The sequence below is a fragment of the Pseudomonas sp. HOU2 genome, from assembly GCF_040729435.1.
In the GTDB taxonomy this organism is placed as follows: Bacteria; Pseudomonadota; Gammaproteobacteria; order Pseudomonadales; family Pseudomonadaceae; genus Aquipseudomonas.
Genome location: NZ_CP160398.1, coordinates 1,418,968 through 1,438,666 on the forward strand (window position 1 = coordinate 1,418,968; position 19,699 = coordinate 1,438,666).

17 protein-coding genes are annotated in these 19,699 nt (G+C 60.4%); 4 read left to right on the plus strand and 13 right to left on the minus strand.

The genetic code is table 11. From position 1 onward, the window contains the following. Positions 1-184: 184 nt before the first annotated feature. Together ABV589_RS06315 and ABV589_RS06320 are read right to left on the minus strand one after the other, a co-directional pair. Positions 185-949 carry a CHAD domain-containing protein gene (locus tag ABV589_RS06315; protein WP_367085290.1) on the minus strand — a complete coding sequence of 255 codons (765 nt, stop codon included), beginning with the start codon at positions 947-949 and terminating at the stop codon, positions 185-187. A 79-nt stretch (positions 950-1,028) separates the two neighbouring features. After that, positions 1,029-1,307, minus strand: a complete 279-nt coding sequence (locus ABV589_RS06320) for a hypothetical protein (RefSeq protein ID WP_007963692.1) — start codon at positions 1,305-1,307, stop codon at positions 1,029-1,031. A gap of 215 nt (positions 1,308-1,522) precedes the next feature. Here ABV589_RS06320 and ABV589_RS06325 point away from each other — a divergent pair, with 215 nt between their 5' ends. After that, positions 1,523-2,569 (plus strand): patatin-like phospholipase family protein, encoded by a 1,047-nt coding sequence (locus ABV589_RS06325; RefSeq protein ID WP_108592473.1) that lies wholly within the window; start codon positions 1,523-1,525, stop codon positions 2,567-2,569. A gap of 139 nt (positions 2,570-2,708) precedes the next feature. Here ABV589_RS06325 and ABV589_RS06330 read toward each other — a convergent pair whose 3' ends face one another. From ABV589_RS06330 to kdpF, 6 genes are all read right to left on the minus strand, one after another. Further along, the gene (locus ABV589_RS06330) at positions 2,709-3,407 is read right to left on the minus strand and encodes a response regulator (protein WP_115989197.1); all 699 of its coding nucleotides are present in this window, start codon (positions 3,405-3,407) and stop codon (positions 2,709-2,711) included. Positions 3,408-3,455: 48 nt separating this feature from the next. Further along, positions 3,456-6,107, minus strand: a complete 2,652-nt coding sequence (locus ABV589_RS06335) for a sensor histidine kinase KdpD (protein ID WP_367085291.1) — start codon at positions 6,105-6,107, stop codon at positions 3,456-3,458. Between the two features lie 115 nt (positions 6,108-6,222). After that, entirely contained in the window at positions 6,223-6,768 is a 546-nt protein-coding gene (gene kdpC, locus ABV589_RS06340) for a potassium-transporting ATPase subunit KdpC (protein ID WP_329696219.1), read from the minus strand. Between the two features lie 244 nt (positions 6,769-7,012). Beyond that, positions 7,013-9,076 (minus strand): potassium-transporting ATPase subunit KdpB, encoded by a 2,064-nt coding sequence (gene kdpB, locus ABV589_RS06345; protein ID WP_367085292.1) that lies wholly within the window; start codon positions 9,074-9,076, stop codon positions 7,013-7,015. Between the two features lie 10 nt (positions 9,077-9,086). Then, positions 9,087-10,781 (minus strand): potassium-transporting ATPase subunit KdpA, encoded by a 1,695-nt coding sequence (gene kdpA, locus ABV589_RS06350; RefSeq protein WP_367085293.1) that lies wholly within the window; start codon positions 10,779-10,781, stop codon positions 9,087-9,089. Positions 10,782-10,789: 8 nt separating this feature from the next. Beyond that, a complete protein-coding gene (gene kdpF, locus ABV589_RS06355; protein ID WP_007963673.1) occupies positions 10,790-10,879 on the minus strand; it encodes a K(+)-transporting ATPase subunit F in 90 nt (29 codons plus the stop codon). A gap of 426 nt (positions 10,880-11,305) precedes the next feature. Here kdpF and eat point away from each other — a divergent pair, with 426 nt between their 5' ends. The 3 genes from eat to ABV589_RS06370 all read left to right on the plus strand — a co-directional run bounded on the left by eat (position 11,306) and on the right by ABV589_RS06370 (position 13,753). Beyond that, on the plus strand, positions 11,306-12,670 hold the full coding sequence (gene eat / locus ABV589_RS06360; protein WP_367085294.1) for an ethanolamine permease: 1,365 nt from the start codon (positions 11,306-11,308) through the stop codon (positions 12,668-12,670). A 220-nt stretch (positions 12,671-12,890) separates the two neighbouring features. Then, positions 12,891-13,058: a DUF2897 family protein gene (locus tag ABV589_RS06365; RefSeq protein WP_003226857.1), complete on the plus strand. Its 168-nt coding sequence runs from the start codon at positions 12,891-12,893 to the stop codon at positions 13,056-13,058. A gap of 137 nt (positions 13,059-13,195) precedes the next feature. Continuing rightward, positions 13,196-13,753, plus strand: coding sequence for a TetR/AcrR family transcriptional regulator (locus tag ABV589_RS06370; RefSeq protein WP_367085295.1), 558 nt, complete (start codon positions 13,196-13,198; stop codon positions 13,751-13,753). Here the strand turns inward: ABV589_RS06370 and fabF are convergent. The 5 genes from fabF to ABV589_RS06395 all read right to left on the minus strand — a co-directional run bounded on the left by fabF (position 13,750) and on the right by ABV589_RS06395 (position 19,621). After that, the gene (fabF, locus tag ABV589_RS06375) at positions 13,750-15,024 is read right to left on the minus strand and encodes a beta-ketoacyl-ACP synthase II (RefSeq protein ID WP_367085296.1); all 1,275 of its coding nucleotides are present in this window, start codon (positions 15,022-15,024) and stop codon (positions 13,750-13,752) included. The two genes, ABV589_RS06370 and fabF, sit on opposite strands and share 4 nt — an antisense overlap. A 17-nt stretch (positions 15,025-15,041) precedes the next feature. Beyond that, the gene (locus tag ABV589_RS06380) at positions 15,042-15,839 is read right to left on the minus strand and encodes an SDR family oxidoreductase (protein ID WP_367085297.1); all 798 of its coding nucleotides are present in this window, start codon (positions 15,837-15,839) and stop codon (positions 15,042-15,044) included. Positions 15,840-16,051: 212 nt separating this feature from the next. Then, the gene (locus ABV589_RS06385; protein WP_367085298.1) at positions 16,052-16,387 is read right to left on the minus strand and encodes a helix-hairpin-helix domain-containing protein; all 336 of its coding nucleotides are present in this window, start codon (positions 16,385-16,387) and stop codon (positions 16,052-16,054) included. A 113-nt stretch (positions 16,388-16,500) separates the two neighbouring features. Beyond that, positions 16,501-18,498 carry a nucleoside-diphosphate sugar epimerase/dehydratase gene (locus tag ABV589_RS06390; RefSeq protein WP_177327376.1) on the minus strand — a complete coding sequence of 666 codons (1,998 nt, stop codon included), beginning with the start codon at positions 18,496-18,498 and terminating at the stop codon, positions 16,501-16,503. Positions 18,499-18,589: 91 nt separating this feature from the next. Next, a complete protein-coding gene (locus ABV589_RS06395; RefSeq protein WP_367085299.1) occupies positions 18,590-19,621 on the minus strand; it encodes a glycosyltransferase family 4 protein in 1,032 nt (343 codons plus the stop codon). Between the last annotated feature and the right edge of the window lie 78 nt (positions 19,622-19,699).

Here is a 19,699-nt window from a genome sequence, read left to right on the forward strand (position 1 = left end):
TAACCAGCATGGCAGAGCGCCGCAGCGTCTATTCCGGTCAAATGGACTGACAGAAAGGCCTTACCCCGATTTCCCATGCAAAGAAAAACCCCTGTAGGAGCTGCCGAAGGCTGCGATCTTTGTTTTTTAAAATCAAAAGATCGCAGCCTTCGGCAGTTCCTACAGGGGCCGGGTGATTTCGAGATTATTTGAAGCAGCTTGAACTGAGTTTATCCAGCACGCGATCGGCCTTGGCTTCGGACTTGATCAGGCCCGCCTGCCACGTCGCGACGCACGGTTGCAGATCGCTTTCCAGTTCGGCCCGCGCCAGCCACTGCCAGCAATCGTGCCAGTCGCCCAGCGCGCCCTGCGCCGACTTCAATCGCGCCAGCGCTGATTCAGGCAGGCGATCGAGTTCCGGGTAGGCTTCGATGCCATAACGCACGCGCTTGATCAGCAGGCGCAGACGATGGCGGTCATGGGCCGGATCGTGCAGGGCCTCGTCGAGTTTTTTCCATTGTTTGTGCAGGCGTTTTTCGATGCGCTTGCCCAAGCCCTTGAGCAGCCCCTGACGCTCGGAAGCACGCAGGAATCGCGGGAAGGCGTCGAGGATGATCAGCAACGAAGCCACTTCGGCGCTCGCGGCCAATGCTGGATAGGCTTCGTCCATTTGCGCCATGCGTCGCTGTGCGGCTTGCGGTTGATCATGCTTGAGCAGGTAGGCGGCCAACACCTCGCGGTCGCGCCACGGTGTGGTCAACTGCCCCAGCGCAGATGCCGCCACTTCCAGTTGCTCAACACCCGGCAAGCCACGCAAGGGGCGCAACAGGCTGCGCAAGCGCCGCACCGTGGTGCGCAAATCATGCAGCGCCTCGGGGTCGGTACGCGCAGTCAGGCGCGCCTGACAGGCCAGCAGCCGCACTTCCAGGCTCAGGACATGAGCCACCAACCGATCCACCAACGCTGACATCACTCGCTCCTGATTCAAATGGCTTGAAGGACCAGTCTGCCGCTGCAAGGCAGGCGCATCCTTGCGTCAAGTCAGCAGCTTAGCGCCCGGCGCGGGATTCGCGAATATAGAAACGGGCTTTCTCCGCCTTGTTGCTGCAGCCTTCAAAGCCTTCGAATTGCTGCTGGGTCTTGGCTGCGGTCAACAGCGACAGCGCCTTGGAGTAGCTGACCGTGCCGGCAAAACCTTCGGCCTTGGCCAGATCCAGTTCATGCCACGCCGCATCGAGCTGACTGCCACAGCTGTCACGATAAGCAGTCTTGCCAGCGCAACCGGCCAATGCCAGCGCAATCAACGGCACACAGATCCAGGCTTTCATCACTTACACCTCAAATAGGTCAACAGTCGTGCAGGTAAGACGTTACGCCAAGGGAAAAGTGCCTTGGCGGCCCATGAATCTGCGGTGACCAAGGATAGCGCCGAGTGGTCATGGAGTATCGAAAAAACGACGCCCCTGCCGCCCCGAACGACCCTGACGATTGTCGCCTGCCCCCGGATGGGTGCATTGTGCAAGCTTGTCGGGGAGGAAGCTGGATGAAAAAGCGTGTCGCGCTGGTACTGGGTTCCGGTGGCGCCCGGGGCTATGCCCATATCGGGGTCATCGAGGAAATCGAAAGACGCGGTTACGACATCGCCTGCATTGCCGGTTGCTCGATGGGCGCGGTGGTCGGCGGGATCTATGCGGCGGGCAAACTCGACGAGTACCGCGCCTGGATCGAATCCCTCGATTATCTGGATGTGCTGCGGCTGGTGGACGTGAGTTTTCGCCTCGGGGCGATTCGTGGCGAAAAGGTCTTCGGGCAGATCCGCAAGATCGTCGGCGAGATCAACATCGAAGACCTGCGCATCCCCTACACCGCGGTCGCCGCCGATCTGACCAACCAGCAGGAAATCTGGTTTCAGGAAGGCTGTCTGCATCAGGCGATGCGCGCCTCGGCGGCGATTCCCAGCCTGTTTACCCCGGTGATGCAGGGCAACCGGATGCTGGTGGACGGCGGCATTCTCAACCCGTTGCCGATCGTCCCGGTGGTCTCCAGCCACTGCGACCTGATCATCGCCGTCAACCTCAACGCGACCAACCAGCGCCACTACAAATTGCCGGTGATCCAGCGCCCGCCCGCATTTCGTTCGCGCTTCGACAGTTTGCTCAGTTCGCTGGGTTCGAAGATGCCGTTCCGCCGCAAACAGGCCGAGCAATTGCTGTTGCTCGAACAGGAGGCCTTGCGCGCCGAGGCGGCAGACATCAACCCATGGCTGGAAGGCAGCGAACCGGAAAGTCAGCAACCGGCAGCGGCACCCGAGCGCGAAGGCGCACCGAAATCCGCCACCGGTTCGTTCATCATCGACAACGTCGGGCCGGCGTCACTGCTGGACCTGATCAACCAGAGTTTCGAGGTGATGCAGACCTCGCTGGCGCAATACAAGATCGCCGGTTATCCACCGGACATTCTGATCAACGTGCCGAAGCGCGTGTGCCGGTTTTTCGAGTTCTACAAGGCGCCGGAACTGATCGCGCTGGGACGGGAGATTGCGCGGGATACGCTGGATCGGTATGAGAGTGAGCAGAGTAGAGAGCCCTAAGTTCTCGGCTGCCTGTCAGGACCTCATCGCTGGCAAGCCAGCTCCCACAGGGTTTCTGCGATACACAGTTTTCCATCACACCCGAGAAATCTGTGGGAGCTGGCTTGCCAGCGATGGCACCCGTTTGGTCAACGCATGACTAGAGAGTGTTATCACTGATCAGTCGATACCCAACCCCTGCCTCCGTCACAATAAACCGCGGCCGCGTCGGATCATCCGCCAGCTTCTGACGCAAATGCCCAACAACAATCCGCAAGTAATGACTGTCCTCGGTGTGTGTCGGCCCCCAGATATCCTTGAGCAATTGCTGCTGGGTGATCACCCGCCCCGGGTGCCGCGCCAGTTGCGCCAGGACCGCGTATTCCTTGCGGGTCAGCGCCACTTCGGCGCCGTCGAGCAGCACCCGCCGATAGGCCAGATCCACGGTCAACGGGCCGAACGTCAGCGCCGCTTGCTGGGCCTCGCCGGCCGGTGCCTGGCGCAACAACGCGCGGACCCGGGCGAGAAACTCCTGAATGCCGAACGGCTTGGTCACGTAGTCGTTGGCACCGCCATCCAGCGCCTGGACTTTCTGCCCTTCGCTGGCCCGCACCGACAGCACCAGCACCGGCGCGGTGGCCCACTCGCGAAACTCGCGCAGCACCTGCTGGCCGTCCATGTCCGGCAGGCCGAGGTCGAGCACCAGCAAGTCGGGTTTGTTCAGCGCCGCCTGGGCCAGGCCCTCGGCACCGGTGCCGGCCTCCAGCACTTTGTAGCCTTGTGAGGCGAGGCTGATGCGCAGGAATTTGCGGATCTGCGGTTCGTCATCGATGACCAAAATGGTCGCGGTCTGGCTCATGAATTCACATCAACACAAAAGATTGGCAAGAGAGTAGCGCAGCCGGGCTCAGGCTTCATTGTCCATCCCCGGTTGCGCCTGCAATGGCAGGTGCAGGGTGATGCTGGTGCCGCGCCCGTCGATGCCGTCGGCGACGCTGATGCGTCCGCCATGCGCGCCGACCATGCCCTGACAGATCGCCAGCCCCAGCCCCGTGCCCTGCCCGCCGCGATCACCGCGGGCGGCGGTGTAGAACATGTCGAAAATCTTCGCCCGTTCGTCCTCGGGAATCCCCGGCCCTTCATCGCTGACCGTGAAGAAAATCTCCTCGTCATCGGCGCCGGCACTCAACTCCAAACGACCGTGTGGCGGCGAGAAGCGTGCGGCGTTTTCCAGCACATTGACCAGCGCCTGCTCGATCAGCGCCGCATGCACGAACAGCAGCGGCAGCTCGGCCGGCACATCGGTGCTGACCTGCAACGGCGCCAGCACCGCGCGCAGGCGATTGAGCGAGCTGCCAACGATGTCCGCCGGCGCTACCCAGTCGCGCGCGAGCTTCAATGCACCATGGCCGAGGCGGGTCATGTCCAGCAGGTTCTGAATGTAGCGATCGAGGCGTTCGGCCTCGTCGCGGGTGCCCTCGAGCAACTCGCGGCGATCCTCCAGCGGAATCGCTTCTCCCAGGGCCAGCAGGCTGTCGATGCTGCCGCGCATGGCGGTCAGCGGTGTGCGCAAATCATGCGATACCGAGGCCAGCAGCGCACTGCGCAATTGCTCGGTTTCACCGTGCAGGCGCGCAGCTTCCAGATCGTCCGCCAGTTGCGCCCGGGCCAATGCCTGAGCCAGTGGCTGGCTTAACGCGGTGAGCAGGCGCCGACGCTGACCGCTCAAGGTCTGGCCCTCTTTGGCGCAGACCCCGAGCAGCGCCAGCGGCCCGTCCTCCACCGACAGCGGCCACCACCACCAGCGACCGAACGGCAGCGTGCCGGTGCCCATGCCGGCCGGTTGATCGTGTTGCCAGGCCCAGTCGGCGGCGGCGCGTTCCGATTCGGTGAACTCCAGCGGCCCGCCAGTCTCGACTTTCCAGCCGCCCTGGCCGTCGCGGTTGAGCAGGCACAATTGCAGATCGCTCCAGCCGTTGAGGTGCTGCGCGGCGGCGCTGACCACCGCTTGGCGATCCGTCGCCGCAGTCAGTTTGCGCGACAGATCAAGCAGCTCCGTGGTCTCTTCCTGGGTGTCGCGCAACGCCTGTAACTGACGGCGCTGGCGTGCGGCGAGATTGCCAGTGAGCGCCGCCATCAGCAGGAAGAACAGCAAGGTCAGAACGTCTTCTTCGCGCTGGATGGCGAAGGAAAAATTCGGCGGAATGAACAGGAAGTCGTAGGTCAGAAACGACAGCGCCGCACAGGCCAGCGCCGGGCCCAAACTGCTGCGCACCGCCACCAGCAACACTGCCGCGAGGAACACCAGCGAGATGTTCGGCAGCGGCAAAATACTCGACACCGCCCACGCCAACGCACTGGCCAACAACGTGGCAAGCAGCGCCAACAGATAGTCGAACCATACCAGCGTCGGCGTCATCCGCAGACGCGGCTGCGGGTGTTCATGGTCGTTGTCGAGGACGTTGATTTCCAGACTGTGAGCCTGACGCAGCAACCGTGCGGCAAGCCCGCCACCGAACAGGCGACGGCGCAGACTCGGCCGCGACTGGCCGACCAGCAGCAGACTCGCACGACGTTCGGCAGCATGCTGGATCAGGGTTTTCGCCACTTCGCCGGCGCGCAACAACACCACTTCGCCGCCGAGGCGTTCGGCCAGTTGCTGGGCATTTTGCAGGCGCAGGCGCGACTGTTCATCGCGCACCGTGCCGTTGTCGACATGCACCAGACTCCACGGCAAATGGCGACGCTGGGCCACGCGACTGGCGTGGCGCACCAGGCGTTCGGCATGCGCATCGCCATCGACGCCGACCAGCAAACGCCCGCGCACCGCCGGAGCCGCCTGACCGAGTTGGCGATAGCCTTGAGCGAGATCGTTGTCGACCTGCGCCGCCGCCGTTTGCATCGCCAGTTCGCGCAGCGCGGTGAGGTTGGTCTGGGTGAAAAACGCATCGATCGCCGCCCGCGCCTGTTCCGGCACGTAGACCTTGCCTTCACGCAGACGCTCCAGCAACTCACGCGGCGGCAGGTCGATCAGCAGCAGTTCGTAGGCTTCCTGCAGCACCCAGTCCGGCAGGGTTTCGCGCACTTGCACGCCGGTGATGCCGCGCACCTGATCGTTGAGGCTTTCCAGGTGCTGGACGTTGACCGTGGTGTACACGTCGATGCCGGCGGCGAGCAGCTCCTGAATATCCTGCCAGCGCTTGGCATGACGACTGCCGGGGGCGTTGGTGTGCGCCAGCTCATCGACCAGCACCAGCTTGGGTCTGGCGGCGAGCAGGCCGTCGAGGTCCATTTCTTCGAGCATCACGCCACGGTATTCCGAACGCACCAATGGCTGCTGCGGTAAACCGCCGAGCAACGCTTCGGTTTCCGCGCGACCGTGGGTTTCGACGACGCCGGCAATGATTTTCACGCCCTGACGCAGTTGCGTGTGCGCGGCCTGGAGCATGGCGTAGGTCTTGCCGACCCCGGGGGCGGCGCCGAGGAAAATCTTCAGCCGGCCACGGCCGTCGCGGGGCAGGTCTGCTAACAGTGCGTCGGCGCGGCCGGAGTCGCTCATCGGGGATTGCCTTGTTCGGTTTGAAATGAGGGTGAACCGTCAAAAGATCGCAGCCTGCGGCAGCTCCTACAGGTCGATCCAGTGTAGGAGCTGCCGAAGGCTGCGATTTTTTGATCTACAGCTTTTCCAGCGCCATGTTCAGCTCCAGCACGTTGACCACCGGTGGCCCCACCAGCGGCTGTTCGATGTGCGCATCGAGCAATTGCTGCAAGGTCGACACCGGCAGGTTGCGCGCTTGCGCGACACGCGCCAGTTGATAGGCAATTGCTGCCGGAGGCAAGTGCGGATCGAGGCCGCTGCCGGAGGTGGTCAGCAGCGCCAACGGCACCGGCCCCTGACCGGGCACCTGCAACTTGTGGGCGTCGTCGATCACCCGGGTGGCCAGCGCCGGATTGCTCGGCGCAAGATTGCTGGCGCTGCTGGACACGGTGGCGAAGGCACCCGCCGAAGGACGCGGATGGAACCACGCATCACCGACGAAATCCTGGGCGATCAGCGACGAGCCGCGCACCTTGCCGTCGGCATCGTGCACCAGGCTGCCATTGGCCTGTTCAGGAAAAGCGACCTGCGCAACGCCGGTCACCACCAGTGGATAAGCCACGCCGGTGATCAGGGTCATCAGCACCAGCAGGCTCAGGGCCGGACGTATCATTGTGGACATTGCAAAATCCTCGAATTCGTTGGGCAAACTTTTGTGAGGTGTCAGGGGGATCTCTTCCCCCTCACCCCAGCCCTCTCCCCCAAGGGGGCGAGGGGGAAAGGGAGCCGATCTTTGTGCGTCTCAGGACCGGTGTTCAGCTCGGTATCTCAGGTCGATGCACCTCTGATAAACCACTCGGTCAGTCCCCTCTCCCTACGGGCGGTCCGACGTTTCGGGAGGGTTAGGGTGAGGGGCTCTTCCAACCTCAAACCAAATGCAAAGCCGTGAGCAGCATGTCGATCACCTTGATCCCCACGAACGGCACCAGAATCCCGCCCAGTCCGTAGATCAGCAGATTGCGCCGCAGCAGTGCCGCGGCACTCGCCGCTTGCACCCGCACACCGCGCAGTGCCAGTGGAATCAGCACCACGATGATCAGGGCGTTGAAGACGATCGCCGAGAGGATCGCGCTCTGCGGACTGGTCAGCTGCATGATGTTCAGCACGCCCAGTTGCGGATAAATCGCGGCGAACAGCGCCGGCAGGATCGCGAAGTATTTGGCCACGTCGTTGGCGATGGAAAAGGTTGTCAGCGCACCACGGGTCACCAGCAATTCCTTGCCGATCTGCACCACGTCCAGCAGCTTGGTCGGGTCGCTGTCGAGGTCGACCATGTTCGCTGCTTCGCGTGCGGCTTGCGTGCCGTCGTTCATCGCCATGCCGACGTCAGCCTGGGCCAGCGCCGGAGCATCGTTGGCACCGTCGCCGCACATGGCGACCAGACGACCGTCGTTCTGTTCGAGACGGATACGTGCGAGTTTTTTCTCCGGGGTGGCTTCGGCGAGCACGTCATCCACGCCCGCTTCAGCGGCAATCGCGGCAGCGGTCAACGGGTTGTCGCCGGTGACCATCACCGTGCGAATCCCCAGTTTGCGCAGCTCGGCAAAACGCTCGCGAATGCCTGGCTTGACCACGTCCTTGAGATGGATCGCACCGAGCAGCTTGCCGTCGGCGCAGACCAGCAACGGCGTGCCGCCGCTCTGCGCGATCTTGTCGATTTCCCGCGACAGCGCCGGAGCCAGATCGGAGCGTTGTTGACCGAGGAACGCCAGCAGCGAATCGACAGCGCCCTTGCGATAAACGCGGCCCTGGTAATCGACACCGGAGAGACGGGTTTCCGCACTGAACGGCACGGCCGTCAACGTATCCAGTGCCGGCTCGGTTTGCGGGTGCAGACCGCGCAGGTACTCGACGATCGATTTGCCTTCGGCGGTTTCGTCCGCCAGAGAAGCGAACAACGCGCCTTCGGCCAACTCGCGACCATTCACGCCTGGCGCGGCATACACCGCGCTGCAACGACGGTTGCCGAAGGTGATGGTGCCGGTCTTGTCCAGCAGCAGCACGTGCACGTCACCGGCCGCTTCCACGGCGCGCCCGGACTTGGCGATCACGTTCAGCCGTACCAGTCGATCCATCCCGGCAATACCGATGGCCGACAGCAAGCCACCGATGGTGGTCGGAATCAGCGTGACCAGCAGCGCCACCAGGAACACCAGCGGCAGGCTGCCGTTGGCGAAGTGGGCGAACGGCTGCAGGGTCACCACCACCAGCAGGAAGATCAGGGTCAGGCCGATCAGCAGGATATCCAGCGCGACTTCGTTCGGGGTCTTCTGGCGTTTGGCGCCTTCGACCAACGCGATCATGCGGTCGAGGGTCGATTCACCGGGGTTGGCGGTGATCTTCACCAACAACCAGTCGGACACCAGGCGCGTGTTGCCAGTGACCGCCGAGCGGTCGCCGCCGGACTCGCGAATCACCGGCGCCGATTCACCGGTGATCGCCGCTTCGTTGACCGCCGCGATCCCTTCGATGACCTCGCCGTCACCGGGGATCATCTCCCCCGCTTCGACGCGCACCACATCACCCTTGCGCAGGCTGGCGGCGGGCACCACCTGAAAGCTGCCATTGGCCAGTTTGCGCCGCGCGCTGAGGCCTTCGCTGCCAGCCTTGAGGCTGTCGGCGCGGGCCTTGCCGCGACCTTCGGCCAAGGCCTCGGCGAAGTTGGCGAACAGCACGGTGAACCACAGCCACAGAGCAATCTGCGCGGCGACGAAAGTCGGCACGACATTGTCCGGGATGAAGCACAGCACGGTGGTGAAAATCGCGGTCAGTTCGACCACCAGCATCACTGGCGAACGCACCAGCTGGCGCGGGTCGAGCTTGACGAAGGCTTGCACCAGCGCCGGACGCCACAGGGCCGAGATCGCGGTTTTCGGTGCTTCTGCCGACTGGGTCGGCACCGCAGGTTTTGCAGGAACATGCATATTCATGATCGATTCCTTAGAAGCCCATGCTCAGGTGTTCGGCGATTGGCCCCAGCGCAAGAGTCGGCAGGAAGGTCAGGCCGCCCACCAGCAAAATGGTCACGGTCAACAGGGTCACGAACAGCGGGCCGTGGGTCGGGAAGCTGTTCTGGCCGATCGGTGCGCTTTTCTTCATCGCCAGGCTGCCGGCCAGGGCCAGAACCGGCAGGATGTAACCGAAGCGACCGATCAACATGCCCAGACCGAGCATCAGGTTGTGGAACGGGGTGTTGGCACTCAGGCCACCGAACGCCGAACCGTTGTTCGCACTGGCCGAGGTGTAGGCATAGAGCAACTGGCTGAAACCGTGCGGGCCGGGGTTACTGATGGTCGCCGCCGGGCCAGGCAGAGCAGCCGCGATGGCGCCGAGTACCAGCACGCCCACCGGCATGACCAGCAGTGTCACCACCAGCAATTGCACTTCCCGCGCCTGCAGTTTCTTGCCGAGGTATTCCGGTGTGCGGCCAATCATCAGGCCGGCGAGGAACACCGCGATCAGCACGTTGAGCAACATGCCGTAGAGCCCGGCACCGACGCCGCCGAAGATCACTTCACCGACCATCATGTTGACCAGCGCGACCATGCCGCTGAGCGGGTTGAGGCTGTCATGCATGCCGTTGACCGAACCGTTCGACGCCGCCGTGGTGGTCACCGACCACAGCACGGTGGCGGTGGTGCCGAAGCGTGCTTCCTTGCCTTCCAGTGGCGCGGTCTGTTCGACCGCGACATTGTTCAGCGCCGGGTTAGGCTGATATTCGGCCCACAGCGAAGTCGCGCCGCCGATCAGGAACAGTGCGAGCATGCAGGCGATGATCGCGCGGCTCTGACGCTGGTCTTTCACGTAATGACCGAAGGTGAACACCAGCGCTACCGGAATCAGAATGATCGACGCGAGTTCGAACAGGTTGCTCCACGCGGTCGGGTTCTCGAACGGATGCGCCGAGTTGACACCGAAGAAGCCACCGCCGTTGGTACCCAGTTGCTTGATCGCAATCTGGCTGGCCGCCGGGCCGAGCGGGATCACTTGATCGACGCCCTGCATGGTGACGGCATTGACGTATTGCGCGAAGGTCTGCGGTACGCCCTGCCACACCAGGTACAGCGCCAGCAGCAGGCACAAAGGCAGCAGGCCATAGAGGGTGGCGCGGGTCATGTCGACCCAGAAATTACCCAGAGTCTTGGTCGACTTGCGCCCGATGCCACGGCACAACGCAACCAGCACGGCGAGACCGGTGGCGGCGCTGACAAAGTTCTGCACGGTGAGACCGACCATCTGGCTCAGGTAGCTGAGGGTCGCTTCACCGCTGTAGGACTGCCAGTTGGTGTTGGTCATGAAACTGACCGCGGTGTTGAACGCCTGAGTCCATTCCTGGCCCGGCAGGTTTTGCGGGTTCAGCGGCAGGTGATCCTGAAACAACAGGATCGCGAACAGCAGCAGGAAACCGGCAAGGTTGAACGCCAGCAAGGCCAGCGTGTACTTCTGCCAGCTCTGCTCAGCCTGCGGATCCACCCCGGCAATCCGATAGCAACCGCGCTCGACCGGGCCGAGAACCGGCGTCAGCCAGGTGCGCTGACCTTCCATCACCTTGTAGTAAAAACGCCCGAGGAACGGCGCCGGCAGCAAGACCACCGCAAAAAACGCGAGGATCAGCCAATAGTCATAACTGTGCATAGCCGCTCCTAGTTCCGGTCCGCGCGCAACAGCGCAACCAACAGATAAATGAACAGCCCGGCTGCCAACAGCAGGGACACCCCGTCCAGAACGCTCATGGAAGATCTCCGTGTTACGGCGTATTGCCGCGTGTGGAGGCATTGTCGGAAAGGAGGCTGTAAAGGAACGAGACCGAGGGGTGCTGAGAGGCATAAAGAAAGCGTAAAGAGTGGGTTTATGCTGGCGTTACAGTAGAGTTTTGCGTCGTGTGGGCGGGCCTCTTCGCGGGCAAGCCACGCTCCCACCGGTTTGGCGGTGGTACTGGAATCTGTGAACGACTTGAATCCCTGTGGGAGCGGGCTTGCCCGCGATGACGGCAGCACAAACGACATCGCACCCAACTGGCGCACGAAAATGTGCCCATCCGGTAATGAACATCTTGGATAACGACAGCTTTCAGCCTATTGCGACCTGATGCACAGGACTGGCACGCCCACTGCACACGCCCTCCCCCGAGCTTTCCAAACCGTTCCGGGAGCAAGCGCATGAACACACAACTCAAACCCACGCTGGGCACCTTGCACCTGTGGGGCATCGCCGTCGGGCTGGTGATTTCCGGCGAGTATTTCGGCTGGAGTTACGGCTGGGGCGTGGCCGGTACACTGGGTTTTCTGGTGACCTCGTTCATGGTCGCGACCATGTACACCTGCTTTATCTTCAGCTTCACCGAACTGACCACGGCGATTCCCCATGCCGGCGGGCCGTTCGCTTACAGCCGTCGTGCATTCGGTGAGAAAGGCGGGCTGATCGCCGGGCTGGCCACGCTGATCGAATTCGTTTTCGCACCACCGGCTATTGCTTTGGCAATTGGCGCTTATCTGAATGTGCAGTTTCCGGCACTTGACCCGAAACACGCGGCAGTCGGCGCCTACATCGTCTTTATGGGGTTAAACATCCTCGGGGTCAAACTAGCCGCGACGTTTGAACTGATCGTCTGCGTGCTGGCGGTGATCGAATTGCTGGTGTTCATGGGTGTGGTCGCACCGGCGTTCAGCTTCAGCAGTTTTGCGTTGAACGGCTGGGCCGGCTCCGATGTGTTCGGGCCGCCAGCGATTGCCGGGATGTTCGCCGCGATTCCCTTTGCCATCTGGTTTTTCCTCGCCATCGAAGGCGCGGCAATGGCTGCCGAAGAGGCCAAGGATCCCAAGCGCACGATTCCCAAGGCCTACATCAGCGGCATTCTGACGCTAGTGCTGCTGGCGATGGGCGTGATGTTCTTCGCCGGCGGTGTCGGTGACTGGCGCACCTTGGCGAACATCAACGACCCGTTGCCACAGGCGATGAAAACCGTGGTCGGCGACAACTCCGGCTGGCTGCACATGCTGGTGTGGATCGGCCTGTTCGGCCTGGTGGCGAGTTTCCACGGGATCATTCTTGGCTACTCGCGACAGTTCTTCGCCCTCGCCCGCGCCGGTTACCTGCCGGCGTCGCTGGCGAAGCTCTCGCGCTTCCAGACTCCACACCGGGCGATCATCGCCGGCGGCCTCATCGGCATCGCCGCGATTTACAGCGACGGCCTGATCAACCTCGGTGGCATGACCCTCACCGCCGCGATGATCACCATGGCCGTGTTCGGCGCGATCGTGATGTACATCATGAGCATGCTCAGCCTGTTCAAACTGCGTAAAACCGAACCCAATCTCGAGCGGACTTTCCGGGCGCCGTGCTATCCGCTGATTCCGCTGATCGCACTGGTGCTGGCGGTGGTGTGCCTGATCGCCATGGCTTGGTTCAACGCGCTGATCGGGCTGATTTTCCTTGGCTTCATGGCGGTCGGTTTCGGCTACTTCCTGCTGACCGGGCAGTTACGCGCCGATGCGCCGGCCGATGCGATGCTGACAGGGCGATAACACATCATGTAGGAGCTGCCGAAGGCTGCGATCTTTTGATCTTGTTTTTGAAAAAGCAAAGTCAACAGATCGCAGCCTTCGGCAGCTCCTACAGGAATTAAGGTGCGGCGGGGATATCGGGCCTAGAATGGAACCACTGCGAACTTACTTCGCTCATAAGTGGTATGCAGCGTCGCTGGCGAAACCCTCGCCCGTCGAGCTGCCATTAAGGAGAGCCGTTATGCCCTGGTATGCCTGGTTGATTCTGGTCGTTGCAATCGGCTCGATCGTTGGCGGATTGATGATGTTGCGCGACACCGCCAACAAGGTTGAACTGACCGACGAAGAACGCAAACGCGTTGCGCAGCGAAACGCCGAAGCGGACATCAAGGACGCGCAGGATCGCTGAACGAAAAACCCCGCCAGAATCGGCGGGGTTTGTTTTTTTATGGATTTGGACTTATCCGCACGCTTTTTAGAAGTAGAAGTACAGTCACCATTCAATTTTCCTTGGTTAAGATGGTGGCCTTGTCGCGGAGAGTCGAAATGCGTTACTCGCAGGATCACAAAGCCCAGACCCATCAGCGCATCATCAAGGAGGCTTCGGCACGATTTCGCCAAGACGGTATCGGCGCCACCGGTTTGCAGCCATTGATGAGAGCACTAGGGCTGACCCATGGCGGGTTCTATTCACATTTCAAGTCCAAGGACGATCTGGTGGAAAAAGCCCTGCAAGAGGCTGGAGCGCAGCTGGACGCGCATTGCGCCATGCTGTTCTCCGAGGCGCGCCCGCTGGAGGCATTCATCGACAGCTACCTCTCCGAATGGCACTACAGCTCTGCGCACGAAGGCTGCCCGTTACCGACCATGTCCTCGGAAATGGGTCTGCGCGGTCAGCCCAGCCCAACCACCGACGCGGTGCTCAACAGCCGACTGGAACAAGTGCAAAGCACACTTGAGGGCTCATCGGCCGCTGATCGCAGCATTGTTATCATGGCTACACTGGTGGGCGCACTGGTGCTCGCACGCAGCGTCGAGAATCCGCAGTTGGCCCAACGGATTCTCGACGTCACACGTGACGCTCTGAAGAAAGATCAGGACTAGCCTTCCCAGCGTTTGAACAGCACGCTGGCATTCACCCCGCCAAAACCGAAGCCGTTGGACAGCGCATATTCGATCGGCATCGACCGCGCCTGGCCGTGAACGATGTCCACGCCTGCACTTGCCGGGTCAGGGTTTTCCAGATTGAGCGTCGGCGGCACAACCTGATCGCGGATGGCCAGTAACGTGAAGATCGCCTCCAGCCCGCCGGCCGCGCCGAGCAAATGCCCGGTAGCGGACTTGGTGGAAGTGACGGCGATTTTGTTCTGCTCGCCAAACACGCTTTTGATCGCCGCCAACTCACCCAGATCGCCGACCGGGGTCGAGGTGGCATGTGCATTGAGATGCTGCACCTGATCTGGCGCGACCCCCGCCTGGACCAGCGCCAACTGCATCGCGCGTCGTGCACCACTGCCGTCCTCCGGTCCGGCTGTGAGGTGATAGGCGTCGGCAGTGGTGCCGTAACCGACCAGCTCAGCCAAAGGTTGCGCTCCACGTGCCAGCGCATGCTCCAGCGATTCGATCACCAGCAGACCGGCGCCCTCGCCCATCACGAAACCATCGCGACCACTATCAAATGGTCGTGAGGCACGTTCGGGGGTGTCGTTGTAACCGCTGGACAGTGCTCGCGCCGCTGCAAAACCGGCCAGGCTGACCCGATCGATGCACGCCTCCGCCCCGCCACAAATCGCGATATCCGCTTCACCGGCACGAATCATCCGAGCAGCATCGCCAATCGCCTGGACCCCGGCGGCGCAGGCGGTTACCGGTGCGCCGAGCGGGCCTTTCAAAGCGTGCTGGATCGACACATGTCCGGCCGCCAGATTGACCAGAAACGATGGGATGGTGAACGGCGACAGACGACGCGGGCCACGACTGTCCGTGGTGCGTACGGCGTCGGCGATTGCACCAAACCCGCCAACACCGGAGCCGATGATCGTCGCGGTGCGCTCCTGATCCCTTGCCTCGGAGGGCTGCCATCCAGCCTGTAGCAAGGCCTGGCGTGCCGCTTCCATGGCGAACAGGATGAAGCGATCCATCTTCTTCTGTTCCTTGGGTGGCGTGGCAAGATCCGGATCGAACCCGGCCTCATTGTCCTCCGCCGCCGTTGGCACCATTCCGGCGACGCGGGTCGGCAGATCTGCGCTCACCGCGTCCGGCAAATTACGCAAGCCCGAGCGCCCGGCCAGCAAGCGCTGCCAGACAGTCTCGACATCACTGCCCAAAGGAGAAACCAGCCCCATGCCGGTAACAACAATTCGACGTTGACTCATACCACAGTTACCTCTGATCAGTTCTTGTAGCGTTCAGCCGCCGAACTGCGCGACAGATTCGGAGCCATGACATGCCGGGCACGAACAAAGGCCTGCCATTCACCTTCGTCAGGCAGCGACGGGATGGTGATCAACTCGCCCTGATCCAGACCGGCCAGCGCCGCATCGACCATCTCACCCGCCTCCATCACCATCTCCGCCGGAATGCCACTGGCGTCGATGCCCGAGCGCTCCCAGATTTCGGTGCGGGTAACGCCCGGTAATACCGCTTGTACCTTGACGCCGGTGCCTTCGAGTTCGGTGTTGAGCGACTGGGTCAGGCTTAACACGTAGGCTTTGCTGGCGCTGTAGGTCGCGTTGAAACGCTCGGGAAACAGCGCCACCACCGAGGCAATGTTGATGATCGTGCCACGACCAGCTTGAGTGAAACTGGCGGCAGCCGCCGCAGCCAGCAGGGTCACGGCGGTGACGTTCAACTGAATCAGGCGCTCCAGTTGCTCGGCGTCAGCATCGGCCAACAGACCATTGGCTGCCACACCGGCGTTGTTCACCAACAGGCTGATGCTCGAATCACTGCGCAGGCGCTGCTGGAGTTTCAGCAGATCATCCTTTCGCGTCAGATCAGCTTTGAGCACTTCGACCTGAACACCATGGGCCTCGCGCAATTGGCTCGCGGCACTTTCCAGACGTTGTTGATCACGGGCCACCAGCAGCAGATCAAAGCCCCGCGCCGCCAGCCGCTGTGCGTAAACGGCACCGATACCGGACGATGCACCGGTGACAACAGCGGTACCTTGAGACTGAACCGAATTCATGAGGGTGCTCCTGAAACAGGGGGGAACATTAACCTCCAACCCACACAGGTCTGGAGGCGACGGAAATTATTATAGGCATAATACCAAGACAATATGATACCCGTAATTTTCAACTCGCCGACAGACGCGCGAGCCTCCCTCCACCGAATTTCCGGCATCCCGAAAACAGAAAGGCCGGTCAATGACCGGCCCCTTGGCGTTGAATAATCAGCTTAGTTCACTTCCAGCTTCTCGCGATTGCGATCGAGAATCGCCTTGCCGATGCCTTTTACTTCCAGCAGCTCATCCACCGATGCGAATGGCCCATTAGCATCACGGTACGCAACAATCGCTTTGGCCTTCGCCTCGCCTATCCCGGACAATTGCTTTTGCAGAGTTGCCGCATCTGCACCATTGAGATCGACCTTTTCACCCGGGGACTGCGCCTTGGCATCAGTCACTAACGTAGCGTTTTCGGTGGAAGAAGTAACAGCAGGCGCTGCAATTACGGCAACTGAAGCACCGGTAAGCAGAGCAAAAACCAGAGAGTAGAAAAAACCGTTACGCATAAATGACACTCCATGACATGGTTTGAGAAAGCAGCTTTTCCCAAGCTGCTCTTACAAACCTAGGCCATGGAGGGCAGGTGTCAAAAATGCGTCTATTACAGAATGTGAAACAATCAAGGTTCGAGGCGGCGCTGCTGGTAAATCCAGTCGACGATTTCGCCGTCGGGGGTATAACCGCTGACGGTTTCGCGCAGAAGTTGACGAACTCGGGAATAGTCGTCCCTATCTACCGCAGCGAGCAGATCGTTCAGCTTGACCTTGAGTGCGTCCCAGGGAAGATGGTCTTCATTGGCTGTCATGATCATCGGATGGGGCGTGGCCGCCACGTTATCGCCGATCAACAACTCCTCGTAGAGCTTTTCACCGGGTCGCAAACCGGTGAATTCGATTGAGATATCACCCTGAGGATTGCGATCGGAACGAATGCTCAGTCCCGACAAATGGATCATTTTCTCCGCCAGCTCGACGATTTTTACCGGTTCGCCCATATCAAGCACAAAGACATCGCCGCCCTGCCCCATCGAACCTGCCTGGATGACCAGTTGGGCCGCTTCGGGAATGGTCATGAAATAGCGGGTGATTTTCGGGTGTGTGACGGTCAGCGGGCCGCCGGACTTGATCTGGCTGTGAAACAGTGGAATCACTGACCCGGAAGATCCCAATACATTGCCGAAGCGGACCATGGTGAAACGTGTCTTGTTGACCCGGGAAACATTGGCTTTGTCGCCGAACAGGACCGGAGCAACCTCACGGCTCAGTGCCTGGAGTGTCAGCTCGGCAAGTCGTTTGGTGCTGCCCATCACATTGGTTGGGCGAACAGCCTTGTCGGTCGAGATCAGTACGAAGTTCGACACACCGGACTGCAATGCGGCCTGGGCAGTGTTCAACGTGCCAATGACATTGTTCAGCACGCCTTCGGCAATGTTGTGCTCAACCATTGGCACATGTTTATACGCAGCCGCGTGATAAACCGTATCAACCTTCCAGGTCTTCATCACATCAAGCAATTTGTCCTGATGGCGGATGGAGCCAAGGATGGGCAGCAGGCGCACAGAAATTGATTCACGGGTGCAACGCGGCTCCAGCTCGGAAAGAATGCTGTAAAGATTGAACTCACTGTGTTCGAACAGTAGAAGCGTGGTCGGGCCTAGCGAAAATATCTGCCTGCACAACTCGGCACCGATCGACCCCCCGGCCCCAGTGACCATGACAGTCTTGCCCTTGATACAGCGTTCAAGCAGATCGGGCTGTGCTGGCACGGCATCGCGTCCCAGCAAGTCGGCAATGTCGACCTCCTGGATATCCTCGACCTTGACTCGGCCACTGGCCAAATCGGTGAAATTGGGTACGCTGCGAACATGGAGCGGAAAACCTTCCAGCATATTGAGGATTTCCCTGCGCCGAGCACGGGTCGACGATGGCAGCGCGAGAAGAATCTCCTGCGCACCCGTCATGTCGATCATCTGTTGGATATGCTTGGGTTTGTAGACCTGAAGACCCGAAATGGAACGCTCGGCAATACCTGCATCATCATCAAGAAAAGCGACCGGGCGCATGACGCGGCCCATGCGTAGTGCAGCCACCAATTGATTGCCGGCGACACCGGCACCGTAAATCGCAACCTTGGTAAGGCCGTCATCACGATTGGCAAAAGGAACATGCTGCGCTGCGGTAAACCAGTCGCCCATAAAGTACTGACGCATGAATAAGCGCAGACCGCCGATGATGACCAGGCTCAACCACCAATAATTGAAGATGATGGAACGCGGGACAACGGCTTCGTGATTGCTGTACCAGAACACCACGAGGGCCAGGATCAACGACGAAAGGCTCACGGCCTTGACGATCGCGATCAAGGCATCGTTGCCAAAGTAGCGCATGACTGCCCGATACATGCCAAAACGCACAAAGAGCGGAATCGCGATCAGCGGCGCTGATACGAACAGCCAAAAATGCGCCCTGAGAGGGTTGTACATATCGTCGACACCAAGGCGCACAATGAAGGCCAGCCAAAGCGCCAACCAAACGAGTACGACATCGGTGGCTACCTGAATCAGCCTTTTCTTGCGGCGAGGTAACCCAAGTAACAAAGCCCGAAATCTATCCATAATGCTTTCGTTCTCATCAACTTTCGATACTAAGTCCACGACTCAGGCAAATATCCCTGAAGAATACAGCACCCGTCAGCCGGATGCGCCATTGTCATGGTCCTTGAGTGGCGCCTTCCAGTGCACCGGCGTGATATTTAATAGCCAGCAGTACCAGCGGAACATAAGCCAACAGCACGCCGGCCAGCCCCGGAAAATCAAGCCGCACAACGCAGAATGCAATGGGCAGCAACCAGAAAAGATTAATCAATCCTACGCACAGCGTAACCGGCAGATGTTTACCCACCTGACGAGAGGCAAACTGATAAGCATGCGAACGATGAGCCTCATACACTTTGTCGCCCCGCAGCAAACGCCTCAAAAGAGTAAATGTCGCGTCAACGATAAACACTCCCATCAGGATCAACCACGGCCAGATTAACTCGGGTTGCTTGAAAGCGGCCTGAAGCGAGAGTCCGGCCAACACAACGCCGAGGAAGCCACTGCCAGCATCGCCCATGAATATCTTCGCAGGTGGGAAATTCAAAATCAGAAAGCCGGCAACACAGGTGGCGAGTAACAACGGCGCCAGGATCAGTTCGAAATGCTGGGTGATGCTGTACAGCACAACCATCCCCAGACAGGTTGTCACCGCTTCGACTGCGGCGATTCCATCGATGCCATCCATGAAGTTGTAGAGATTCAGCATCCAGACCAGATAGACGGCAGACAGCACCAGCCCGATCACGCCCATATCGAGCGCAAAACCCGCCATCGTGATCGTTGGAAATGGACCGAGTGGAGCAATGACCAAAACGGCTGCTGTGAAGTGTCCGATCAGGCGCCAACGCGCAGCTATATGGCGATGGTCATCGATAAAGCCAATTATTGCGACGAGCGCCCCTGCTCCCGCGCTACTCATAAGCGTCGAACTATCGACCTTGGAGAAAAACCACGCAAGTGTCAGAAATACAAGATACGTCAATACAAACGCCACACCACCACCACGTGGAGTCGGTACTGAGTGGGAACTTCGCGAATTGGGGACATCCAGAAGTTTTCGGTGCAGCGCGTAATGACGCAAGTAAAGGGTCAGTGCAAACGACATGACCAGGATCAACAGCAACCACAAAAAATAATAATCCATCACAACCCGTCACCCTGTAATTCTCGTCGAGCAAGGACACTGTGTTTCGCAGTAATTGTGACTTCGCTGATATGTGCA

Bases quoted from the DNA above. Each gene is read 5' to 3' on its own strand.
- ABV589_RS06315 (WP_367085290.1), bottom strand. From the start codon at position 949: ATGTCAGCGTTGGTGGATCGGTTGGTGGCTCATGTCCTGAGCCTGGAA.
- ABV589_RS06320 (WP_007963692.1), bottom strand. From the start codon at position 1,307: ATGAAAGCCTGGATCTGTGTGCCGTTGATTGCGCTGGCATTGGCCGGT.
- ABV589_RS06325 (WP_108592473.1), top strand. From the start codon at position 1,523: ATGAAAAAGCGTGTCGCGCTGGTACTGGGTTCCGGTGGCGCCCGGGGC.
- ABV589_RS06330 (WP_115989197.1), bottom strand. From the start codon at position 3,407: ATGAGCCAGACCGCGACCATTTTGGTCATCGATGACGAACCGCAGATC.
- ABV589_RS06335 (WP_367085291.1), bottom strand. From the start codon at position 6,107: ATGAGCGACTCCGGCCGCGCCGACGCACTGTTAGCAGACCTGCCCCGC.
- kdpC (WP_329696219.1), bottom strand. From the start codon at position 6,768: ATGTCCACAATGATACGTCCGGCCCTGAGCCTGCTGGTGCTGATGACC.
- kdpB (WP_367085292.1), bottom strand. From the start codon at position 9,076: ATGAATATGCATGTTCCTGCAAAACCTGCGGTGCCGACCCAGTCGGCA.
- kdpA (WP_367085293.1), bottom strand. From the start codon at position 10,781: ATGCACAGTTATGACTATTGGCTGATCCTCGCGTTTTTTGCGGTGGTC.
- kdpF (WP_007963673.1), bottom strand. From the start codon at position 10,879: ATGAGCGTTCTGGACGGGGTGTCCCTGCTGTTGGCAGCCGGGCTGTTC.
- eat (WP_367085294.1), top strand. From the start codon at position 11,306: ATGAACACACAACTCAAACCCACGCTGGGCACCTTGCACCTGTGGGGC.
- ABV589_RS06365 (WP_003226857.1), top strand. From the start codon at position 12,891: ATGCCCTGGTATGCCTGGTTGATTCTGGTCGTTGCAATCGGCTCGATC.
- ABV589_RS06370 (WP_367085295.1), top strand. From the start codon at position 13,196: ATGCGTTACTCGCAGGATCACAAAGCCCAGACCCATCAGCGCATCATC.
- fabF (WP_367085296.1), bottom strand. From the start codon at position 15,024: ATGAGTCAACGTCGAATTGTTGTTACCGGCATGGGGCTGGTTTCTCCT.
- ABV589_RS06380 (WP_367085297.1), bottom strand. From the start codon at position 15,839: ATGAATTCGGTTCAGTCTCAAGGTACCGCTGTTGTCACCGGTGCATCG.
- ABV589_RS06385 (WP_367085298.1), bottom strand. From the start codon at position 16,387: ATGCGTAACGGTTTTTTCTACTCTCTGGTTTTTGCTCTGCTTACCGGT.
- ABV589_RS06395 (WP_367085299.1), bottom strand. From the start codon at position 19,621: ATGGATTATTATTTTTTGTGGTTGCTGTTGATCCTGGTCATGTCGTTT.